Raw genomic sequence first — 19,687 nt, 5'->3', positions numbered from 1 at the left:
GCGGTCCCCCTCCGCGGCCAGTTCCGCCGCGCGTTCGGGCGTCGGACGGGACGCCGAGGGCCGCGCGGCACCGCGCAGCACATACGCCACGACGCCGAGGATCACGGCGGTGATCAGGGCGGCGGCCCAGTCCGGCAGACCGGCGGCGAGGGCCAGACCCACGGTGAGCGCGAGGGCCGCGCCCGCGTACAGGGCGACGGCGCCGGACGCGGCGTACAGCATGGCCGTACGGCGTCGCCTGCGTGTCTGCTCGCGCAGTTCGTCGCGTACGGTCTCCCGCGCCACCTGCGCCAGCTCGTCGACCAGATGCTTGTCCAGATGCTCCAGGTGATCCAAGCGGTCCATGGCCGCCGGGTACCCCCGGCCCCGGGCGCGTAACGCTCCTGACCCGGGGTACCCGCCCTGCTCGCAAGCCCCTCATTCAGGGATGAACCCCTTATTCAGGGATTATTCAGGGAGAAAGAGGATGACCGAACGTGTCGACGTCGTGGAGTTGCTCAAAGGGCAGCACACGCGGATCCGAGAACTGCTCGACGAGGTGGCGGCCACCAGGGGCGACGAGCGGAAGCAGGCCTTCCACGACCTCGTCCGCCTCCTCGCGGTGCACGAGACCGCCGAGGAAGAGGTCGTCCATCCCTTTGCCCGCACGCACATCGATGATGGCGAAATCGTCGTCGGGGACCGTATCCAGGAGGAGGAGCAGGCCAAGCAGGCGCTGGCGCGTCTGGACGACATGGATCCCGGCTCCCCCGAGTTCTTCGACCACTTCGCGGCCCTGCGCCAGGACGTCCTGGCACACGCCGACAACGAGGAACGCTACGAGTTCGCGCACTTCGACCGGGTCGCCGACCGCGGCCGGCTGGAGACGCTGGCCCGCGCCGTGCAGGCGGCCGAGGCCCTGGCGCCGACCCGCCCGCACCCGGGCACCGACACGGCGCTCAAGAACGTGGCGGCAGGGCCGGTCGCGGCCGTGGTCGACCGTACACGGGATGCCGTACGCAAGGCCATGGGCTGACCTGAGCAGCCTCCAGGGCGGTCGAGGCGGGGGGATCGCGTGAAAACGATCTCCTCACTCGGCGGCCCCAACTAGGCTCGTCCACATGGACATTCTGGGAGCCACGCTGCGCGTCTGCGTCGACGACCTGGAGACCGCGGTCCCCTTCTACGAACGGCTGGCGGGCGGCAGAGCCCTCCGTTTCGAACGCGGCGGCGTGCAGGTCGCCGCGGTCGGCTGCTTCCTGCTGATGAGCGGGCCCGAGGCCGAACTGGAGGTGCTGCGCAAGGTCGCCGCGACGATCGCCGTGAAGGACGTCGACGAGGCCCGCCAAGTGCTCACCGAGATGGGCGCGCACATCATCGCGGGCCCGGTGCCGACGCCGGTGGGCCGCAATCTGATCGCGATGCATCCGGACGGCACGGTGTACGAGTACGCGGACCGCGGCGGAGCATGAAGATCAACTTCCGGCCCGCATCTCGACGGTGATCGCCCAGCGCTCGTGATCCCGCCACGCCCCGTCGATGAAGATCATGTTCGGCGAGAACCCTTCGAGCCGGAACCCGCAGCTGCGGGCGAGCGCGATGGACGCGGCGTTGAGCGGCTGCACATCGATCTCCAGCCGGTGCAGCCGCATCGGCCCGAACGCGTACCCGACGACAAGATCGAGCCCCTCGCGCATCAGCCCGCGCCCGGCGGCGTGCGCGAAGGCGCCGTAGCCCAGGGCGCCGCACTGGAAGCCGCCCTCGACGATGTTGTTGATGTTGATGAACCCGGCGATGGCCCCGCCCTCGCCCTTCTCGCACACCAGGAACCCGGCCTTGGCCGGGTCCTCGATCAGCCGCCCGGCGTACGCGGCATACGCTCGTGCGCTGTCCGGCGGAAACAGCCACGGCCGGTGCAGTTCCCTGCTCTCCCGGACCCGGGCGGTGAACTCGGCACCGTCCTCGTAGGTGAAGTGACGTATCCCCACGCGAGGGCCTTCGGCAAGGTAACGGGAAGCGCTGTCGGGCATCCGGCCACCCTACGACGCGACGCCCTGGCCGCGCCGCTTCATGAAATACGCTCCGCACAGTGCTCGAAGGTCTTCGGGCTCATACCTCCAGGATGTGCCTGCCGACGCCGTCACGCACGGTGAAGGGTGTTCGCCGGGCGGCTCAGCCGCCCGCCACCGGGAGCTCCAGCACCCCCGTCTCCCCCGGCGCGCTCGCCACGGTCACCGGTTTGATGCCCCGGTTGCCGAAGTACGCGTCGTCGCTCGCCGCGATCACGAACTGAAGACGGTGGCCCTTCTCGTAGCGGTGGACGATGCCCGGGAGGGTCACCGTGAAGCTCTTCGTCACGTCGGGGACTCGGACCGGGGCGACAAGGCGGTGGGCCAGGGTCTTGGTGCCGTCGGGGGCGATGTCGTAGAGCTTGGCGAACAGGACCAGCTTGTCGGCGGCGTCGCCCGAGTTCTGGGTGCGTTCGGCCTTCGGGGAGATCACCTTCAGGGTGGCCCTCGGGGCGCCGACGACATCGATCGTGCGTGACAGCGGCTCGCTGGTCCAGCCGAGGTAGGTGCCCTCGGTGTCGTACGGCGCCGGGTCCGGCAGGCCGATGAGGCGGGCCAGCGAGTGCTCCGAATGGCTGGTGGGGACGAGCCGGTTGGTGTAGGTGCGGCTGCCTCGGACGACCTTCCGGCTGTTGTCGACCAGCTTGGCGTCTCCGGAGAGGTACAGCTTCTGGCTGAGGGCGGGGAGGCGGTCGGCGGTGGCGTAGGTGCTGGTGGGGTCGTTGATCCAGTCGCGGAAGTACGCGAAGGCCGGGCCCGTGCTGACGTCGCCGCGCTTGCGCAGGTAGCGGTCGAACCAGGCCAGGATGCGCCTGCCCACGTAGCTGGTCTCCAAGTTGCCTTCGGCGAGGTTGAATTCACCGCTGGCCGGGGCCGTCGTCCCGCCGCTGTGACCCCACGACTGCCAGATCATCTTGGTGGTCGTCCCCCGGGCCGTGAGGGCCTTGTACGTCGCCGTCGCCTCGTTGAGGTTGAAGAGGCTGTCGGCCTGTCCCTGGACCAACAACGTGGGCGCCTCGATCCGGCTCTGGTACGACTTCGGCGACACGCTGTGCGCGTAGGCGAGCAGTTCGGCGGTCCGGTCCGCCGGGTAGCGGCCGGAGTTCAGCGTGTGGATGGTGTCGCAGGCCTTCGGGACGAAGTGCCGGCAGGGCAGGGAGTTGATCCGGGACGGATCGAGGCTCGGCTGCAGCAGCGGCTGTCCCTCGCCGATGAGGTAGAAGCCGTTCGTCCACTGCCATTTGAAGGCGCCGGGCACGCGCCCGGCGCCCACCGCGTTGTTCGGGTCGAGGGAGTACGCCAGGTCGTTCCAGGTGATCATCGGCACGAGCGCGTCGACGCGGTGGTCGACGGCCGCCGTCGCCAGCTGGATGGCGCCCCCGTAGGAGCCGCCCACCATGCCGACCCGCGGGTCGCCCGCGCTGTCGAGGGTCACGAAGTCGGCGTTGGTTCCGTCGTCGGCGGACCGCTTGCCGCCCAGGAAGTCGATGAGCTGCGAGGCCGCCGCGCCGTCGATCGCCGGGTCGTCGAGCGAGATCAGGCAGCCGGACTCGCCGAAGCCGAGCCCGGAGTAGACGAGTGAGACATAGCCGCGCTGGGCGAAGGCCTTGCCGACGGCGTCCGTCTGGCCGTCCACCTTGCTGCCGCCGAAGCCGTTCGTGGCGAGCACGGCAGGTGCGGGGCGGTCGCGGTTCACGTCGGCGGGCCGGTACAGGTCGGCGTCGATCGTGCAGGTGCGGCCGCCTGCCTGGACGGTGAACGTCAGTGCGGTGACGGTGAAGGGGCCGGCCGCGGACGCGGGAGTGGGGAGGGCGAGGGGTGCGGTGAGCGTGACACCGAGCAGAAGCGCGAGCGGGACTCGGAGTCCGGGCACACGACGGGACACGAAGGCCTCCACACTGAGGACGATCACACGGAGAAACAGCCCGACTTACCGGCCAGTAAGTACTGTCGACAGCCATGGTGTGACACGTGTCAGGCGAGGTCAATCGCCGTGACGGGTGTTTCTTGACAGGTATTCAGGGGAACGGGCTCAGCGCAGAGCCGGTGCGTCGAGCGTCACCGTGCCCGCGTCGGCGTCGAGTTCGGCCGTCACTCCGAAGGGGATCGTCAGCGCCCCCTCGCAGTGCCCGAACCCGAACTCCTCCACCACGGGCACCCCGAGTCCGGCGAGCCGGTCGGCGAGGACCGCACGCACTTCGTCGTACGGACCGCACCCGGCCCAGGAGCCGAGCGCGATCCCGGTGACGCCGTCGAGCCATCCGCTGCGCAGGAGCTGGGTCAGCATCCGGTCTATTCGGTACGTCCGTTCGCCCACGTCCTCGATCAGCAGCAGGCCGCCCCGGGCCCCGGTGCGGGCGTGCGGCGTACCGAGGTCGGAGGCGAGCAGGCTCAGACAGCCGCCCAGCGTGACGCCCCGGGCGCGCCCGGGAACCATGGCCGTACCGGCGGAGGCGATCGTACGGACCGTCTCCGGAGCGAACAGCGTGGCCTTCAGGTGCTCCTGCGCCCGGGCGTTCTTGATGAAGTCGACGCCGGCCGCCGCCGGCCCGTGCAGCGTGACCAGGCCCAGCCGGGTGGCGAACGCCTGGTGCAGCACCGTGATGTCGCTGAAGCCCACGAACACCTTCGGTCCGGCCGCCCGCATCGCCGCCCAGTCGAGCAGGTCGACCATCCGCTGCGCCCCGTACCCGCCCCGCGCGCACAGCACCGCGTCCACGGCCGGATCGCACCAGGCGCCCTGCAGATCGGCGGCCCGGTCGGCGTCCGTACCCGCCAGGTATCCGAACTCGCCGTGCCGGGCCGGCACATGGGGCGCCACCACAGGGTCGAGGTCCCAGCCGCGCAGCACGTCGAGCCCGGCCTGCAACCGCTCCTCGGGCACGGGCCCGCTGGGCGCGACGACGGCCACGCGGGCACCGGGGGCGAGCCGGGACGGCCGCAGGAGTTCCTTCACCGGGCCCGCTCCATCGACGTGTTCCTTCACTGTCTCCACTCGCCTAGGCCGTCCGCAGGAAACGGTCGAGCACCCGAACCCCGAAGTGCAGCGCCTCCACCGGGACGCGCTCGTCCACTCCGTGGAAGAGAGCCTGGTAGTCGAAGCCCTCCGGCAGCTTCAGCGGCGCAAAGCCGTAGCCGGTGATGCCGAGGCGTGAGAACTGCTTGGCGTCCGTGCCGCCGGACATGCAGTACGGAACGACGTGCCCCTCCGGCGCGAACTCCTCGACGGCGGCGCGCATCTTCGCGTACGTCGGCGAGTCCACCGGTGCCTGGAGGGCGACCTCGCGGTGCTGGAACTCCCAGTGCACGTCCGGCCCGGTGAGCCGGTCGAGCGTGGCGCGGAACTCGGCCTCGGCGCCGTACAGATACCGCCCGTCGACGTATGCCGCCGCCTCCCCCGGAATCACATTGATCTTGTAGCCGGCGTCCAGCATGGTCGGGTTGGCGCTGTTGCGGACGGTCGCCTCGACGAGCGCCGCCGCCGGGCCCAGCTTGTCCAGCAGCGCGTCCACGTCGCGCAGATCGGTGTCGATGCCGTACAGCGCGGCGAGTTCGGTGAGCGCGGCGCGCACGGTCGGGGTGAGCCGCAGCGGCCACTCGTGCTCGCCGATCCTGGTGATCGCGGCGGCGAGACGGGTCACGGCGTTCTCGCGGTTCACCTTGGAGCCGTGCCCGGCCCGCCCGCGCGCCGTGAGCCTGAGCCAGCCCGTGCCGCGCTCACCGGCCGCGATCGGGTAGATCTGGCGCCCGCCGCCGTCATGAAAGGTGAACGCCCCTGACTCGCTGATGCCCTCCGTGCAGCCCTCGAACAGCCCGGCGTGCCGGTGGGCGAGGAATCCGGAGCCGTCCTCGGCGCTCGCCTCCTCGTCTGCGGTGAAGGCGATGACGAGGTCGCGCCGGGGCCGTACGCCCTCCCGCGCCCAGGCCCGGACGACGGCGAGGATCATCGCGTCCATGTTCTTCATGTCGACGGCGCCGCGCCCCCACACGACGCCGTCGCGGACCTCCCCGGAGAAGGGGTGCACGCTCCAGTCCCGGGCCTCGGCGGGCACGACGTCCAGATGACCGTGGACGAGCAGGGCGTCGGCCGACGGGTCGGTGCCCTCGATGCGGGCGACGACGTTCGTACGGCCCCGAGCCCGCTCCAGCAGGGTGGGCTCCAGGCCCGCCTCGGCGAGGCGGGCGGCGGCGTACTCGGCGGCGGGCCGCTCCTGGCAGTCGCCGCCGCCCCGGTTGGTGGTGTCGATGCGGATGAGGTCGGAGGTGAACTCGACGACCTCGTCCAGGGCCTGCTGGTCAGCCATACTGCTCCTCCACCGCGGCCGAGACGATCGTGGTGACCGCCTTGAAGGTGCGGATCCCCTCGTACATGCGCTCGCTGGTGTACATCACCTTCCGCTCGGCGACGCGGGTCACGCCCGGTACGACGGTGGCGGCCATCGCGAGGTGCTCTGCGTCGAATTCCAGCGCGATCGTGAACGGGCCGCCGCGCACCGGTTCCTGACGGACCGCCAGGGCGGCGGCCTCCTTCGCCGCGGCCCGGATGTCGGCGGCGGTCCTGCCCGGCGTACGGCACACGGCCGCGTACCGCGACACGTGGTCCTTGACGGCGACCTTCAGCGCCTCGGGGGCATAGCCGAGCGCGTCCTCGCAGGCCACGTCGTCGCCGGTGACGAGCACGACCGGCACGCCGTACTCGGCGACGACGTGCGCGTTGAGCAGCCCCTCGCTCGCCCGTACGTCGTTCAGCCACACCCCGGTGATGGAGTTGGCGAGGTAGGTGTGCGCGAGGACGCCCTCCATGCCGGCGCCCGCGTGGTAGCCGACGAAGGCGATGCCGTCCACGTCGCCGTGCTGCACGCCCTCCACCATGGACAGGGACTTGTGCCGCCCGGTGAGCATCTGCGCCCGCTCGTCCAGCTGTTCGAGCAGCAGGTTGCGCATGGTCCAGTGCGCCTCGTTGACGAGCACCTCGTCGGCGCCGCCGTCGAAGAATCCCAGCACGGCGGCGTTGACGTCCGAGGTGAACATCGCCCGGCACCGCTCCCACTGCGGCGTTCCCGGCAGCACGTCGGCGGGCCACGTCACACCGGTGGCTCCTTCCATGTCGGCGCTGATCAGGATCTTCATGCTGCGTCACGTTACGCGCCGACGAGGGAACCTGCCACGAAGGGGACGGGAGGTTCGGCAGCGTTCCCGCGCCGGCGTCAGTAAGGCCGCTTCCCTCCGTCCGGGCCGGAAGTACCTCTCCTGAGGGTGCGTCAGTCCGTCGGTCCAGGCGATTGGGCCGAATGGAAGAGGGGTGACGGCTCCCCCCAACCTGCCGGCCTCTGAGCGAAGCGGGGGCCCGACCGTCCCGCCCACGGCGACAGGGCCGGCGGAGCGTGTCAGGCGGGCTCGGCCGTGGTGCCGCGTACGACGAGATGCGGGGGGAGGACGACCTCGCGGGGGGCGGTGCGGCCCTGGTCGAGGCGTTCGACGGCGGCGGTCACCGCGTGCCACGCCTGCTCCCGGGCGCCCTGGCTCACGGTGGTCAGGTTGAAGCAGCTCAGCCGGGAGAGGGTGTCGTCGTCGTAGCCGACCACGGACACCTCGCCCGGGACGGCGACGCCCGCGCGACCGAGGGCGGTCAGGACGCCGATGGCGCACTGGTCGTTGAAGGCGACCACGGCGGTGGGCAGGCTGTCGCCGTCGAGGAGATCGCGCGCGGCGCGCTCGCCGGCCACTTCGGTGTGGTCGCCGCGCAGCACCCGGATGTACTCGTCCAGGCCGTGACGGCGCATCGCGCCGCGGTAGCCGCGGCGCCGGTCGGTGGCGATGACGCCCTTGCCGCCGTCGACGTACGTGATCGCACGGTGGCCGAGGCCCACCAGATGGTCGACGATCTGGCCCACTCCGTCGTCGTCCGCGGTGCGTACGACGTCCAGGGCGGCGTCGGCGATCCGGCGGCCGACGGCGATGACGGGTGACTTGCGGTCGAGGGCGGCGAGGGTGTCCGCGGGAGCGGTCGGGCCGAGCAGGATCAGCGCCTCGCTGCGGAAGGCCAGCAGCGTCTCGACGGCGGTGTGCTCGTCGCGGGTACGGGTCTGGGTGCTCAGGACGAGGTCGTAGCCGACGTCCTCGGCGGCCGTGTGCAGATGCTCGACCAGTTCGGCGTGGAAGGGACTGTGGATGTCGACCATGACGCCGAGCAGCCTGCTGCGCCTGCTGGCCAGCACGCTCGCGGTGCGGTCCACCTGGTAGCCGAGGTCGGCGGCCGCCTTCAGGACGCGCTGCCGGGTGCGTTCACTGGGCCCGGGCACACCGCGCAGCACCAGGGACACGGAGGCGGTGGACACGCCCACCCGGGCGGCCACGTCCTCCAGCCGAGGACGCTTGTTCGTGCCGTTCCGGTGATGCTCGGCACCGCTGTCGTCCACTTGAGCCTCCTGGCGGCAATCTCCTCGCGCAACACCCTTGACACGCTCACGAAACGAGCCGATAGTACCAGGACTTAAAGCGCTTTAAATTGTCCTGTTGTTCCAACGTAGCCAGCCCGGCAGTGCGGCGCCCCACATCTCGCGCCCTCCGGCTCCCACGGCACCGCGACGCCGACCGAGGCCGTCGCGACCGCCCCGGCCCCACCAAGCAGCCGCGGATCCACCGCCCCCTACCTCCCCTCCCATGCACAGCGAGGTGCATCAGTCATGAGTCGCACATCCCTCCCCCGTTCCCGCGGAATCGTCCCCGCCGTGGCCGTCGCCGCCGCGACCGCCCTCACCCTCGCCGGCTGTTCCAGCGGCTCCGGCGGCAAGAAGGCCGAGGAAGCCGCGAACGACATCTCCGCGGGCAAGGCGAATACGCCCCGCATGACGATCGCGATGGTCACCCACGCGCCCGCGGGCGACACCTTCTGGGACACCATCCGGAAGGGCGCCGAGGCCGCGGCCGCCAAGGACAACGTCAAGCTCGTCTACTCCAACGACGAGAACGCCGCCGACCAGGCCAGCCTGGTCCAGAACGCCATCGACCAGAAGGTCGACGGCATCGCCGTCACCCTCGCCAAGCCCGACGCCCTGAAGGACGTGGTCGCCAAGGCCGAGCAGGCCGGCATCCCGATCGTCGGCTTCAACGCCGGCACCTCCGACTGGAAGGAGCAGGGCCTGCTGTCGTTCTTCGGTCAGGACGAAACCGTCTCCGGCGAGGCGCTCGGCACGAGGCTCAACTCCACCGACGCCAAGCACGCCCTGTGCGTGGTCCAGGTCCAGGGAGCGGTCAACCTGGACCAGCGCTGCGCGGGTGTGGAGAAGGGCTTCAAGGGCAAGACCACCAAGCTGTACGTCAACGGCGCCGACATGCCGTCCGTGAAGTCGACGATCACCGCCAAGCTGAAGCAGGACTCCTCCATCGACGAGGTGGTCACGCTCGCCGCCCCGATCGCGCTGACGGCCGCGCAGTCGGTGGACGAGACCGGCAGCAAGGCGAAGATCGCCACCTTCGACCTCAACAAGGAACTCATCTCGGCCATCGAGAACGACAGTATCCAGTTCGCCGTCGACCAGCAGCCCTACCTCCAGGGCTACCTGGCGGTCGACTCGCTGTGGCTCTACAAGAACAACGGCAACTACAGCGGTGGTGGTGAGCAGCCGGTGCTGACCGGTCCGGCCTTCGTCGACAAGTCCAACGTCGCCAAGATCGCCGGGTACGCCGCGAAGGGCACCAGGTGATGAGCATGGCCCAGACAACGGCTCCGGCGACGGGCTCCCCGTCGCCGGCTCCGCCGGCCGGCGAGAAGGACGGCCGCACGGCGGAACGTCCCCTGGCGCTGCGGCTGCTCGCCCGTCCCGAGGTGGGTGTCTTCCTCGGCGCGGTGGCGGTGTACGTGTTCTTCCTGATCTCGGCGCCGCCGGTGCGTGACGGCAGCTCGATGGCGAACATCCTGTACCAGTCGTCGACGATCGGGATCGTGACCATACCGGTGGCGCTGCTGATGATCGGCGGCGAGTTGGCACAGGTCCGGGGCGTGGACGTCGAGGAACTCCCCGAAGAGGCGGACCTCGCTCTCCAGATCGACGGTCGTTGAAAGGCACCCTCATGAAGATCGCTCTCGACCCCTACATGATCCGCAACGTCCCGCTCCTCGAACTCCCCGGCGCGGTGGCCGAGTTGGGTTACGAGTGGATCGAGCTGTCCCCCCGCGAGGACTTCATCCCGTTCTTCCGGCACCCACGGGTGGACGACGCCACCGTACGGAAGTTCCGCAAGGCGCTGGACGCGGCGGGCGTCGGCATCTCCTCCCTCCTGCCCCTGTTCCGCTGGTCCGGCCCCGACGAGGACGCCCGGCAGGCCGCCGTACGGTATTGGAAGCGGTCGATCCAAATCGCCGCCGACCTCGGAGTGGACAGCATGATCTCCGAGTTCAACGGGCGCCCCGAAGACGCCGACCGCAGCGAGGCGCAGTTCTGGAAGTCGATGGACGAGCTGCTGCCGCTGTTCGAACGCGAGGGCGTCCGCCTCGCCCTGGAACCGCACCCGGACGACTTCATCGAGAACGGCTACGACGCGGTCAACCTGATCCGGGGCGTCAACCACTCCAACGTCACGTTCCTCTACTGCGCCCCGCACACCTTCCACATCGGCGACGACGCCCCCGGCATCATCAAGTACGCGGGACACCTGCTCACGCACGTCCACCTGGCCGACGCCTTCGACCACACCGCGTCCTCCGGCAACCGCTACATCCTCAACCCGCCTGGCACGCCGGCCCGCATCCACCAGCACCTGGACATCGGGCAGGGCGAGGTCGACTTCGACGAGCTCTTCCGCGAGCTGCGTGCGAGCGGCTTCGACGGCACGCTGACGGCGTGCGTCTTCGCCTGGGAGGAACGGGCGAAGGAGTCGTCCCTCTTCATGCGGGAGAAGATCGCGGAGTACCTGGCCGCCGGGGCCTGACACGAGTGTGCCACGGCGTCGACACCCGCTTCGTCGGTACGTCGGACATCGCGCCGACACCGGTGACCGCGCTCATACGCACTCAACCAACAACAGCTCACAGCCCCCGAAAGGCACTCCCATGACCACGTCCGCCAAACCCCTCTCCGTCGCGGTGATCGGCGCCGGTATGGCCGGCCGCAGCCATGCCGCCGGCTACCGCAACGTCAACACGGTCTTCGGGGCGGGCCTGCCGCCGATCCGTCTGGCCGCGATCGCCGACGCCAACGTCGCACTCGGTGAGGATGCCGCCCGCCGGTACGGCTATGAGAAGGCGCTCGCGAGCTGGGAGGCCGTCGCCGAGGACCCGACGATCGACGCCGTCAGCATCGTCGTGGGCAATGCTCTGCACCGGCCGATCGCTCAGGCGCTGATCGCCGCGGGCAAACACGTGCTGTGCGAGAAGCCGCTGGCCGGCTCGCTCGAGGACGCCCGCGCGATGGCCGCGTGGGAGCGCACCGCCGATGTCGTGACCGCCGTCGGGTACACCTTCCGGCGTTCCCCCGGCATCGCCGCGATCCGGGATCACGTGCGGCGCGGCGAGCTGGGCGATCTGTCGCTGTTCAGCGGCCGGTACTGGTGCGACTACGCGACCGACCCGAGCGGGCCGCTGAGCTGGCGGTTCAAGGGCGGCCCCGGTTCCGGTGCGCTCGGCGACATCGGCTCGCACGTCATCGATGTCGCCGAGTACGTCGCCGGGCCCATCGCCGCGGTGTCCGGTGCCTCGCTGTCGACGCAGATCCCCAAGCGGCCGCTGCCGCTGGGCGCGGTCGTCGGGCACAACGCGGCCCCCGTGTCCGACGAGGTGGGAGAGGTCGAGAACGAGGACACCGCGTCCTTCACCGCCCGCTTCGAGTCGGGGCTCGTCGGCACCTTCTCGGTGTCGCGCACCGCGTTCGGCCTGCCCAACGGTCTCGCCTTCGATGTCGTGGGCCTCGGCGGCCGGGCCGCGTTCGACCAGCACCGGCCCGCCGAGTACCTCTTCGACGACGCCCAGCCCGACACCCGTACCCGCGGCGCCCGGCAGATCATCGCCGGCCCGAACCTGCCGTACTTCGCGGGCGGTGTCCCGATGGAGGCGCCGGGTGTCGGCGCAAGCAACGGCGACAACTTCACCTACCAGGCACGCGCGTTCCTCGACCAGGTCGCGGGCGTCGCCGAGCCGCTGCCGGCCTGCCCCACGTTCGCCGACGCGCTGCGCACGATGGAGATCATCCGGGCCGTCGTCGAGTCCTCCGAGAACGCCGGCGCCGCCGTCACGATTCCGCCCGTCGCCTGACCCCCACCCATCGAAGGAGCACCCTCATGGCCCTCAAGCTGGGCGCCTACACCGCCTGTCTGCACGACCGGACGCTCCCCGAGGCCCTCGACATCCTGAAGGCCAACGGCCTGACCTCCGTGGAGGTCAACGCCGGCGGCTTCATCCCCTCCCCGCACTGCCCCGTCGACCTGCTGCTGTCCTCGGCCACCGCGCGCGAGGAGTACCTGGCCACCTTCGCCGACCGCGGGATGGAACTGACCGGGCTCAACTGCAACGGCAACCCGCTCAACCCGCTCCCCGGGGTGGGCCCGAAGCACGCCGACGACCTGCGCCGCACCATCCGGCTCGCCGGTCTGCTCGGCGTCAAGCACGTCGTCACCATGTCCGGCACCCCGGGCTCCGACCCCGATGCCAAGTACCCCTCCTGGGTCGTCAACCCGTGGGACGGCGTCTACATGGACGTCCTGGACTACCAGTGGGGCGTGGCCGTCGAGTTCTGGCAGGAGATCGACGCGCTGGCCCGGGAGAACGACGTCCGGGTCGCCATCGAGATGCACCCGCACAACGTGGTGTTCTCCCCCGTCACCCTCAAGCGGCTCGTCGACGAGACGGGCGCGACGAACATCGGCGCCGAGATGGACCCCTCCCACTTGATGTGGCAGGGCATGGACGTCATCGAGTCGATCAAGTGGCTGGGCCCGCTGGTCTTCCACGCCGCCGCGAAGGACGCCACGCTCTGCCCCGGCGCCGACATCCGCGGCGTACTGGACACCTCGTTCACCCGGGTGCCTGCCGACGCGCCCGACAAGGTGCCCACCGGCTACGGCTTCTGGTGCAACGCCTGGCCGGAGAACCCGGCGTGGAAGTTCGTCGCCGTCGGCCTCGGGAACGACGTCCCCTTCTGGACCGGGTTCCTGCGCGCCCTCGCCGAGATCGACCCGGACATGGCCGTCAACATCGAGCACGAGGACGCCGCCTACTCCCAGACCGAGGGGCTCGCCCTGGCCGCCAAGAACCTGCTCAGCGCCGCGGCCGGCCTGTAACGCACTCCCCTCGTGGCCCCGTTCCCGCCGGCCGGGAACGGGGCCACGGCTGCACCCATCCATTGAGGACAGGGGATACGGCCTTCCGCTCAGCCCCCGTGAATGCGGTCGACGAGGATGTCGATGACCAGCGGCGTGCGCGGCCCGAAACTGAGCAGCACACCGTCCTCCAGGGTGACGACCCGTCGGTTCGCGCCGGCCGGTGTCTCGCGGATGCCCGGGATGTCGACGAGTCCGTCGACGCCGCCGACGGACTCCAGGCCCTTGTCCATCATGAGGATCACGTCCGGCTGGGCGCTGACGAGCGCTTCGCTGGTGAGGGGTGTGAACGGCTTGTCCAGACCCGCCTCGACGCCCGCGTCCACCGCGCCCGCGGCATCGATCAGCGAGTCGGCGCCCGACCCCTTGCCGCCCATGAGATAGACGGCCGCGCTGCCCCGCATGTACAGGAAGGCCACCTTGGGCTCGCTGCCCTTCGGAACGGCGGCGCGGGCCGCCGAAAGTTCCTTGTCCATACGGGCGTTGAGGGCCTTGCCCGCCGCTGGAACGCCGAGGGCCTCGGCGATACGGGTGGTGCGCGTGGAGACGTCGGCCAGCCTGGTGGCCGGGTCGAGGACGACGACCGGGACGCCGGCGTCCCTGATCTGGTCGACGGCCTCCTTCGGCCCGGTGTCGGTGTCGGCCAGCACCACGGTCGGCCTCAGCGACAGCACGCTCTCGGCGCTCACGTCGTGCGCCTTGGTGACCTGCGGGAGCTTCTTCGCCTCCGCGAAGGTGGCGGTGATGTCACGGCCGACGACCCGGTCGCCGAGCCCGAGCGTGAACACGATCTCCGCCACGCCGCCGTTGAGCGGCAGGATGCGCGAGGCGTCCTCGACAGTGACCCGGCGCCCGTCGGAGGAGTCGACGGTGACCGGCAACTCGGGTGTGGGTGCCTTGCCTTCGAGGGGCACGAGGGTGTTCTTGTCGAGCTGTTTCTCGGCCGCCGCCGCCCGCGCGCTCGCGGACACCGGGGACGCGCCGGCCTCCGAGTCCGTCCCCGAGGAGTCGGAGCCGCCGCCCCCGCAGGCGGCCGTCAGCAGCGCGAGGGCCAGGGCGAGGGGGGCAATTCCCCGGCGCCGCAGGGACTTTGGGGAACTTCCGGACATACGCATCGCTCGGCCTTTCGAGTCTCCCGTGTGGCATGCATGCGAGCAGTAGCTTAGGTTAGGTTTACCTTAATTACTCTTGTTGGGGGTGTTGGCGTGAATGGGGCAAGTGGCTTGCGCGGCAGGCGAGTTGCAGGGGCCGCCGTGGTCGCGGCGATCGCTCTGACGCTTCCGACGGCCTCGCCCGCGGCGGCCGCGGGCACCTCGGCGACCGGGCCGGAGGGGCAGAAACTCACCGCCTCCAAGGCCTCCGGACTCGACCCGGCGGGCGAGACCGTGACGGTGTCCGGCACCGGCTACAACACCGAGAAGGGCATCTACGTCGCCTTCTGCGTGGACAACGGCGCCGGCAAGACGCCGACCCCTTGCGTCGGCGGTGTCGACATGTCCGGCGAGTCCGGGGCGTCCGCGTGGATCTCCTCCCACCCGCCGTCGTACGGCGAGGGACTGGCGAAACCGTACGGCGGCAGCGGGCACAAGGGCACGTTCAGCGTGCGGCTCAAGGTCCGCGCCAAGGACGCCAACACCGACTGCACCAAGTCCGGCGTGACCTGTGCCGTGATCACCCGCAACGACCACACGCGCGGCGGTGACCAGACCCAGACGGTCCGCATCCCGGTGACGTTCGGCGGCAGCGGCGGAAGTTCGGCGGGCGACGGCACCTCGGCGACGCCGAGCCCCACCGCGAGCACGAGCGCGAGCGCCACGGGCGGTTCCGGCGACACCGGCGAGAAGACGTCGAGCGGGCCGCTGGCCAGTACCGGTTCGGCCACCCTGACGGTCGGGCTCACCGCGGCCGGGCTGGTCGCGGCCGGCACCGGCACCTGGTTCTGGGCGCGCCGACGCCGGGCCGGGCAGGCGGGCGGCGCGAGCGCCGGCTGACCTCGGGCGCGTGCGCTCGCTGACATCGACTCAACCTCATAGCGCAGAGGGAGAACTGAAGATGGCGAAGAGACCCGGCGCCGCCGCTCTGGCGGGCGGCGCGCTGCTCGCGTTGCTGTGCCCGGGCCCCGCGACCGCACAGGACGGGGAGACGTTTCCCCGCGAGGTGTCCGGCGGTTTCGCGAGCTGGGCCACGGCCGAGGCGGAGCTGACCGACCGCGGCGTGTCGATCGACGTCGCCGAACCCGCCGTACAGGGATCGGGCGACCGCGTCTGGTTCCCGGCGACGGGCGGTGGCACGGACCCCGAAAGCGGCGACGCCGAAGTCGAGTTGGCCGGTACGGCCCGGTTGGCCGGGTCCGCCGCGGCCGTGCGGCCCCTCACACTCGGCGGGCTGCGACTGGAGCTGCGCGGCGGCGGGGGCGCGCTCTTCGCGCGTACGGCCGTCGACGGCGAGGCCCGCGAACTGGCCCTGGCCGATGTGGCGGCAGGCGACGCCTCCCCAGCCGTACGCACGGGCGGCGTGACGTGGACCGGGCTGCGGGCATCCCTCACGGACGACGGCGCACAACTGCTGTCGGAGTGGAGCGGGCAGCGGTTCGCGGCGGGGGACGGACTCGGCCTCCTCGACGTGACGGTGGGGACCGGTGGCGGCGGCGACGCACCCGAACCGCCGGCCGCGCCGGCCGGGACACCTCAGCCGTCGCGGGGCGCCACCGCCCCGGAGAAACAGCGGACGGCGCCGCGGCAACAGCGCGAACCCTCGGCTGCGGTGGCGCACGCCGACCTCGCCGCGGGCAGCGAACAGGAAGTCACCGGCGCGGGTTTCGAGCCCGGTGAGGTGGTGCTCGTCGCGATCGACGAGGACACCCGGTACCAGGTGGTGGCCGACGAAGAGGGCCGTGTCTCCCGGACCTTCCCGGTGTACGGGACCGCCACCGAGGGCGCGCACACCGTCGAGCTCTACACGGCCTCCGGGGAGCGCAGGGCCGTCACGCGGTTCGAGGTCCTGCAACCGGCCGCACGGCCCGCCCCTCGGCCTGCCCAAGTCCCTTTCTACTCCCGGGAGTTGGAAGTTCCATGCGATCCGTTGACAAGCAGCCCGAAATCGTATTTAGGTTTGCCTTACCTAACCCCTTGCGGGATTCCCGCGCACCGAGAAAGGTGAAGTGCTCACCATGAGAGCCATTCCTTCCGCCCTCGCCGTCGCCGCCTCCGCCGCCCTCACTCTGGGCCTGGCGACCTCGGCTTCCGCCGCCACCTCGACCCGCACGATCGTGGACGGCGGCACCACCTACAACCTGTCGGTGACCGCGCCGGACACCGCTGCGGCTGCGGGCCAGGTCATCACCGTCACCGGCTCCGGCTTCAACACCGGCCAGGGCATCTACGTCGGCCTGTGCGTGGTGAACGGCGCCCCGGGCGCGAACAAGCCCACCCCGTGCCTGGGCGGCCAGGACGAGGACGGCTCGACCGGTGCCTCGCACTGGGTCAACAACACCTTCGGCGGGATGTTCGCCAACAGTTCCAAGTTCGGCAGTGGCGGCACCTTCAGCGCGCGGATCTACGTCAAGGCGACCCTCGAGGACGGCCGGGTCTGCGGTGACGACGTCACCTGCGCCATCGTCACGCGTGCCGACCACTTCGACACCAACGACCGCAAGTACGACGTGCACGTCCCGGTCACCTTCCAGTAAGCGTCTGTCCGGCGAGCCCCGGGTGCGGGGCGCACCCGACCAGTGAGGAACTCTCCATGCATCGCAGACGCCCGGCGGCGCTCCTCGGCGCCGCCGCGCTCGTCACCGCTTCCGTTGCCGTCGGCTCCACCGCGCAGGCCGCCGACACGCCGAAGACGGCGCTCGGCAAGGACAGCCAGAAGCTGACCGTCTCCGCCTCTGCCCGCCTCGACCCGGACGGCGAGACCCTCCGCGTCACCGGCTCCGGCTACGACGACACCAAGGGCATCTACGTCGCCGTGTGCAAGGACAACGGCGACAACCGCATCCCCAGCCCCTGCCTCGGCGGTGCCGATCAGAGCGGAACCAGCGGCGCGTCGAAGTGGATCATCCCCGAGGGCGCCCCGGACGAAGGCGCCGGCGACGTCGCCATCCCGTGGGGCGACGGCGGCACCTTCGACGTCGAGCTCGAGGTCAAGGCCAAGGACGGCGGCCTCGACTGCCTCCAGGTCACCTGCTCGGTCGTCACCCGCGTCGACCACAACGGCACCGGCGACCGCTCCCAGGACGTCCGCATCCCCATCGCCTTCGAGGGCCAGGACCCCGGTGACGGCGGCGGCGACGGTGTGGACGTACCGGCGGGCACCGTCAGTTACGCGCGGTCGGCCGAGTTCACCACCGCGGGCCGGCCGCTGGACCTCATGCTGCACCCCGACTCCGGGAAGCTGTACGTCGGTTCGGACAACATCCCCGACACCGCGGACGTGGCCGAGCAGGGCCTGTACGCCCTCGACCCCAAGGACGGCAAGGTCCTCAGCCACATCGCCCAGGCCCCCGGCTCCACCGGCGCCCTGGCCGCCCGGGTGGTCCGCCGTGTCGTCGCACCGCTCCCCGGCGACGGGGTCGTGTTCCACTACCCGCTGCGCGGCATAGGCACCGCCAAGGACGGCGACACGGCCGCGAAGGGCGTCTGGCTCACCGGCACCGAGGTCACCGACATCGGCGCGGGCGCCGACACCGCCGGCGTCCTGGTGGCGCAGGGCCCCGCGCTCTCCGAGGTCGAGACGGCCACGGGCGCCGTCAAGCGGACCCTCACCCTCGACGGCGGCTACCACCTCGGCGTGGACACCGCCCACGACGCCGCCTGGTCCACCGGCCTCACGGGCGGGCAGCTGCGGCGCGTCGACACCGGCTCCTTCAAGGTCACGGCCACGGCGGAACTCCCCGACGCCTCCGTGTTCTTCGTCGAACCGGACCCGGCCACCGGCAACGTCTGGGTGGGCAGCGGGGACGACGTGCTCGTCTTCGACAAGGACGCCAAGCTGCTGACCACCCTGAAGGGCAAGGACCGCCCCACGGCGGCGGGCTTCGACAAGACCACCGGCGAGGCCTTCGTCCTCCGGGAGGACTACGGCAACGCCGACAACGGCGCGGACAACACCGGCTCCCTCCAGGTGTTCGACAGCGTCACCTTCGAGCAGGCGGCCGAGCCCGTCGCCCTGCCCGGCAGCCGCGCCGGCACCTACGCGGGCCTCGCCGTGGCCCCGGGCGCCACCTCCGTCTACCTCACCAACCAGGAGGAGAGCGAGGTCGTGAAGTTCGACCGCCGTATCTCCCCCAAGGTCACCCAGTCCCCCACCGACCAGTCCGTCTCCCCGGGCGACGAGGTGACGTTCGTCGCCGCCGCGGAGGGCACCCCGGAGCCCACCGTGCGCTGGCAGGTCAGCCCGGACGACGGCCAGACCTGGTCCGCGGTCGAGGGCGCGACGAAGAACGCGTACTCCTTCACCGCGAAGGCCTCGCAGGACGGCTACCGATATCGCGCGGAGTTCACCAACTCCGCAGGCACGACCCGCACTTCGCCCCTCACCCTCACGGTCACCGAGGCCCGCGGCGACAACGGCGGCGGTGACGGGGGCGACGGCGGCGACACCGCGCCGTCCGGCACCAAGACGGTCACCGGCCCCGAGGGCCAGAAGCTCACCGTCACCCCGGTCAACAACCTGGCCACCGAGGACCAGACCCTGAAGATCACCGGCTCCGGCTACGACGAGGACAAGGGCATCTACGTCGCCCTGTGCGTCGACAACGGCGCCGGCGAACTGCCCACACCGTGCATCGGCGGCGTCGACATGACCGGCGGGTCCCACTCCTCCGCGTGGATCTCCTCCAACCCGCCGGACTACGGCGAGGAGTTGGCGATCCCGTACGACGAGGGCGGCTCCTTCGAGGTCGAGCTCACCGTGGACGCCAAGGACGAGTTCACCGACTGCTTCAAGGCGACGTGCGTGCTCGCCACGCGCGCCGACCACACCCTCTCCGGCGACCGCTCCCAGGACGTGAAGGTCCCGGTCGGCTTCGTCGGCCAGGACCCGGTGGACACCGACCCCGGCACCGGTGACACGGGCGGTACGGGCGGCTCCGGCACCTCGGGCGGTACCGGCACCACAGGCGGCGGCACCTCCGGCTCCACGACCGGCGGCACCGGCACCACGGGCGGCACGTCGACCGCGGGCGGCAGCCTCGCCTCCACGGGCGTCACCGTGCTGTCCGTCGCCGCGCTCGCGGCCGCGCTGCTGGGCGCGGGCTGGGTGGCGTACCGCCGCGGCCGTGCGGCGGGCTGACGGCGTCCTTTACGGTGATGGGCCCTCCGGCGCCG

Annotated in this window: 18 protein-coding genes and 1 pseudogene; 11 read left to right on the top strand and 8 right to left on the bottom strand. The window is 71.0% G+C overall.

The features are described from left to right. Nucleotides 1–345, bottom strand: a 345-nt coding sequence (locus tag CLM62_RS19640; RefSeq protein WP_179382150.1) for a phage holin family protein, incomplete at its 3' end; no start/stop codon positions are given. Between the two features lie 121 nt (nt 346–466). Between CLM62_RS19640 and CLM62_RS19635 the strand changes: the two genes are divergently transcribed. Together CLM62_RS19635 and CLM62_RS19630 are read left to right on the top strand one after the other, a co-directional pair. After that, a complete protein-coding gene (locus CLM62_RS19635) occupies nt 467–1,015 on the top strand; it encodes a hemerythrin domain-containing protein (protein ID WP_095751191.1) in 549 nt (182 codons plus the stop codon). 85 nt (nt 1,016–1,100) lie between these two features. Next, nucleotides 1,101–1,451: a VOC family protein gene (locus CLM62_RS19630; RefSeq protein ID WP_095751190.1), complete on the top strand. Its 351-nt coding sequence runs from the start codon at nt 1,101–1,103 to the stop codon at nt 1,449–1,451. A gap of 3 nt (nt 1,452–1,454) precedes the next feature. Here the strand turns inward: CLM62_RS19630 and CLM62_RS19625 are convergent, their stop codons facing one another. From CLM62_RS19625 to CLM62_RS19600, 6 genes are all read right to left on the bottom strand, one after another. Further along, entirely contained in the window at nt 1,455–2,009 is a 555-nt protein-coding gene (locus CLM62_RS19625) for a GNAT family N-acetyltransferase (protein ID WP_095751189.1), read from the bottom strand. 142 nt (nt 2,010–2,151) lie between these two features. Then, nucleotides 2,152–3,933: a CocE/NonD family hydrolase gene (locus CLM62_RS19620; RefSeq protein WP_373559163.1), complete on the bottom strand. Its 1,782-nt coding sequence runs from the start codon at nt 3,931–3,933 to the stop codon at nt 2,152–2,154. A gap of 147 nt (nt 3,934–4,080) precedes the next feature. Beyond that, nucleotides 4,081–5,004: an LD-carboxypeptidase gene (locus CLM62_RS19615; protein ID WP_095751188.1), complete on the bottom strand. Its 924-nt coding sequence runs from the start codon at nt 5,002–5,004 to the stop codon at nt 4,081–4,083. Between the two features lie 43 nt (nt 5,005–5,047). Then, nucleotides 5,048–6,352: a M20/M25/M40 family metallo-hydrolase gene (locus CLM62_RS19610; RefSeq protein WP_095751187.1), complete on the bottom strand. Its 1,305-nt coding sequence runs from the start codon at nt 6,350–6,352 to the stop codon at nt 5,048–5,050. Then, on the bottom strand, nt 6,345–7,178 hold the full coding sequence (locus tag CLM62_RS19605) for a M55 family metallopeptidase (RefSeq protein ID WP_095751186.1): 834 nt from the start codon (nt 7,176–7,178) through the stop codon (nt 6,345–6,347). Before CLM62_RS19605 ends, CLM62_RS19610 begins: the two co-directional genes overlap by 8 nt. A gap of 257 nt (nt 7,179–7,435) precedes the next feature. Next, nucleotides 7,436–8,467, bottom strand: a complete 1,032-nt coding sequence (locus CLM62_RS19600) for a LacI family DNA-binding transcriptional regulator (RefSeq protein ID WP_095751185.1) — start codon at nt 8,465–8,467, stop codon at nt 7,436–7,438. A gap of 267 nt (nt 8,468–8,734) precedes the next feature. On the opposite strand from CLM62_RS19600, the gene CLM62_RS19595 reads away from it, so the two are divergent. The 5 genes and pseudogenes from CLM62_RS19595 (at nt 8,735) to CLM62_RS19575 (ending at nt 13,322) form a co-directional block, all read left to right on the top strand. Next, the gene (locus tag CLM62_RS19595; protein WP_095751184.1) at nt 8,735–9,754 is read left to right on the top strand and encodes a sugar ABC transporter substrate-binding protein; all 1,020 of its coding nucleotides are present in this window, start codon (nt 8,735–8,737) and stop codon (nt 9,752–9,754) included. Then, nucleotides 9,754–10,059: pseudogene (locus CLM62_RS19590) on the top strand (ABC transporter permease); the annotation flags it as partial. The gene CLM62_RS19595 and the pseudogene CLM62_RS19590, both read left to right, overlap by 1 nt. 62 nt (nt 10,060–10,121) lie before the next feature. After that, complete coding sequence (locus tag CLM62_RS19585; RefSeq protein WP_095751183.1) at nt 10,122–10,979, top strand: sugar phosphate isomerase/epimerase; 858 nt, start codon at nt 10,122–10,124, stop codon at nt 10,977–10,979. A gap of 121 nt (nt 10,980–11,100) precedes the next feature. Next, nucleotides 11,101–12,297 carry a Gfo/Idh/MocA family protein gene (locus CLM62_RS19580; RefSeq protein ID WP_095751182.1) on the top strand — a complete coding sequence of 399 codons (1,197 nt, stop codon included), beginning with the start codon at nt 11,101–11,103 and terminating at the stop codon, nt 12,295–12,297. Nucleotides 12,298–12,323: 26 nt separating this feature from the next. Continuing rightward, nucleotides 12,324–13,322, top strand: a complete 999-nt coding sequence (locus CLM62_RS19575) for a sugar phosphate isomerase/epimerase (RefSeq protein WP_095751181.1) — start codon at nt 12,324–12,326, stop codon at nt 13,320–13,322. Between the two features lie 89 nt (nt 13,323–13,411). Here the strand turns inward: CLM62_RS19575 and CLM62_RS19570 are convergent, their stop codons facing one another. Next, a complete protein-coding gene (locus tag CLM62_RS19570) occupies nt 13,412–14,470 on the bottom strand; it encodes a hemin ABC transporter substrate-binding protein (RefSeq protein WP_373559162.1) in 1,059 nt (352 codons plus the stop codon). Nucleotides 14,471–14,614: 144 nt separating this feature from the next. On the opposite strand from CLM62_RS19570, the gene CLM62_RS19565 reads away from it, so the two are divergent. From CLM62_RS19565 to CLM62_RS19550, 4 genes are all read left to right on the top strand, one after another. After that, a complete protein-coding gene (locus tag CLM62_RS19565) occupies nt 14,615–15,352 on the top strand; it encodes an LPXTG cell wall anchor domain-containing protein (protein WP_257003928.1) in 738 nt (245 codons plus the stop codon). A gap of 61 nt (nt 15,353–15,413) precedes the next feature. Beyond that, nucleotides 15,414–16,520 (top strand): HtaA domain-containing protein, encoded by a 1,107-nt coding sequence (locus tag CLM62_RS19560; RefSeq protein ID WP_095751178.1) that lies wholly within the window; start codon nt 15,414–15,416, stop codon nt 16,518–16,520. Nucleotides 16,521–16,530: 10 nt separating this feature from the next. Further along, nucleotides 16,531–17,049, top strand: coding sequence for a hypothetical protein (locus CLM62_RS19555; RefSeq protein ID WP_095751203.1), 519 nt, complete (start codon nt 16,531–16,533; stop codon nt 17,047–17,049). A gap of 56 nt (nt 17,050–17,105) precedes the next feature. Next, nucleotides 17,106–19,652, top strand: a complete 2,547-nt coding sequence (locus CLM62_RS19550; protein WP_095751177.1) for an immunoglobulin I-set domain protein — start codon at nt 17,106–17,108, stop codon at nt 19,650–19,652. Nucleotides 19,653–19,687 lie beyond the last annotated feature (35 nt).

It is taken from the genome of Streptomyces sp. SA15 (assembly GCF_002291145.1).
Taxonomy (GTDB): Bacteria; Actinomycetota; Actinomycetes; order Streptomycetales; family Streptomycetaceae; genus Streptomyces.
Note: the sequence above shows the minus strand (reverse complement) of the source record. Positions and strands in the feature narration are given on the sequence as shown.